Genomic DNA, 2222 nt, shown 5'->3' on the forward strand with positions numbered 1-2222 from the left:
TTAATAATAACGACTGCATGACTGGCGGAAAGCAGGATTTACCTGTGGGGAGTGCAGTAAGTGTTTAGCCGACCGCCTGGGCAGCCTGAAATACAGACTACCCAGGCGGTTATTTGCGTTTCAGAGCTATAATGTTTATTACAAAAAGAGAATTTCTACCAAGAAAAAGGAGATCAGACGATGGAAATGATATCACTGGAAAATGAACTGAAAAACAATTCTTATCCGGGAAGAGGAATTATCCTGGGCCGCACCGCTGACGGAACGAAGGCAGTGGCAGCTTACTTTATCATGGGAAGAAGTGAGAACAGCAGAAATCGTGTGTTTGTAACAGAAGGAGAAGGAATCCGCACACAGGCATTTGATCCTTCCAAGCTGACTGATCCAAGCCTGATCATTTATGCTCCGGTTCGTGTACTTGGAAATAAGACGATTGTTACAAATGGAGATCAGACAGATACGATTTATGAAGGTATGGACAAACAGATGACTTTTGAACAGTCATTAAGATGTCGTGAATTTGAGCCGGACGGACCAAACTATACACCTCGTATATCCGGTGTTATGCATATTGAAAATGGAAATTACAGCTATGCAATGTCTATTCTGAAAAGTAATAATGGCAACCCGGATGCATGTCTCCGTTATACTTATGCTTACGAAAAAGCTGCTGCAGGTGAAGGACGTTTTATTCATACCTATAAATGTGATGGAAATCCACTTCCAAGCTTTGAAGGAGAGCCTAAGCTGGTAAGCATTCCGGACGATATGAAGGAATTTACAGATCTTCTGTGGAACAGTCTTAATGAGGAAAATAAGGTTTCCCTTTTTGTGCGTTATATTGATATTGAAACCGGAAAATATGAGACTGCGATTGTAAATAAAAACAAATAAGGAGGATGCAGGTAATGAATGAATTACAGTTAAAATACGGATGTAACCCAAATCAGAAACCATCCAGAATCTTTATGAATGACGGAAGTGAGCTTCCGATCAAGGTACTTTCCGGAAGACCGGGATATATTAATTTCCTGGATGCGTTTAATGGCTGGCAGCTGGTAAGAGATCTGAAAAAAGCAACCGGACTTGCTGCGGCAACATCCTTTAAGCATGTTTCTCCTGCAGGCGCTTCTGTGGGACTTCCGCTTACAGAAACCCTTGCTAAAATCTATTGGGTGGATGATATGAACTGGAAAGAGTTTTCTCCGATCGCCTGTGCGTATGCGAGAGCAAGAGGAGCCGACCGTATGTCTTCCTTTGGAGATTTTATTTCTCTTTCTGATGTATGCGATAAAGATACGGCTCTTCTTATTAAGAGAGAGGTTTCTGACGGTGTGATCGCTCCGGGATATACAGAAGAAGCTCTGGAAATCCTGAAAGCTAAGAAAAAAGGAAACTACAATGTTATTGAGATCGATCCTGATTTTGTACCGGCTCCGCTGGAACATAAAGAAGTATTTGGTGTGACATTTGAGCAGGGAAGACAGGAACTTGAGATCAATGATGAGCTGATCGCCAATATTGTAACAGATAATAAAGAGCTTTCTGAGGAAGCAAAACGTGATATGAAAATTTCTCTGATCGTTCTGAAATACACACAGTCCAATTCCGTATGCTTTGTTAAGGACGGACAGGCTATCGGCGTAGGCGCCGGACAGCAGTCTCGTGTACATTGTACCAGACTGGCCGGACAGAAGGCTGACAACTGGTTCCTTCGTCAGAGTCCCCAGGTTCTGAACCTTCCGTTTAAAGAGGGAATCAGCCGTGCAGAGAGAGACAATGCTATTGATGTATATATCGGTGAGGAATATATGGATGTTCTTGCAGACGGCGCATGGGAACGTATCTTTACAGAAAAACCTGAGGTGTTTACAAGAGAGGCAAAACGTGCATGGCTGGATCAGCTTACAGATGTAACTCTTGGCTCAGATGCTTTCTTCCCATTCAGTGATAATATTGAAAGAGCACATAAAAGCGGTGTAAAATATATTGCACAGCCGGGTGGATCCGTAAGAGATGAGGATGTGATCGCAACCTGCAATAAGTATGGAATGGCAATGGCATTTACAGGCATCAGACTGTTCCATCATTAATAAAATGGAGACAGTGGTTATTGTCTGCAGCGCTATATAAAAAAGAGTTCAGGGTTGACCTGGACTCTTTCTTTTTGTTAGGGCAAGGCCCTGTTTTACATTGTGAAGTTTTTCGTTGATCCGAAAAAC

At 42.5% G+C, this 2222-nt stretch carries 2 protein-coding genes and 1 riboswitch; both genes read left to right on the plus strand.

Annotated elements, in window-relative coordinates; genetic code table 11:
* The first annotated feature begins 7 nt into the window (after positions 1-7).
* A riboswitch (ZMP/ZTP riboswitch) is annotated at positions 8-89 on the plus strand.
* A gap of 91 nt (positions 90-180) precedes the next feature.
* Positions 181-894, plus strand: a complete 714-nt coding sequence (locus RDS42_RS14320) for an IMP cyclohydrolase (RefSeq protein ID WP_308784250.1) — start codon at positions 181-183, stop codon at positions 892-894.
* A 14-nt stretch (positions 895-908) separates the two neighbouring features.
* Positions 909-2093, plus strand: coding sequence for a phosphoribosylaminoimidazolecarboxamide formyltransferase (locus RDS42_RS14325; RefSeq protein WP_308784251.1), 1185 nt, complete (start codon positions 909-911; stop codon positions 2091-2093).
* Positions 2094-2222: the final 129 nt, after the last annotated feature.

Source organism: uncultured Blautia sp. (assembly GCF_902497045.1).
Classification (GTDB): Bacteria; Bacillota; Clostridia; order Lachnospirales; family Lachnospiraceae; genus Blautia_A.

Excerpts from the sequence above, each read along its gene's own strand:
- RDS42_RS14325 (WP_308784251.1), top strand. The coding sequence starts at position 909 with ATGAATGAATTACAGTTAAAATACGGATGTAACCCAAATCAGAAACCA.
- RDS42_RS14320 (WP_308784250.1), top strand. The coding sequence starts at position 181 with ATGGAAATGATATCACTGGAAAATGAACTGAAAAACAATTCTTATCCG.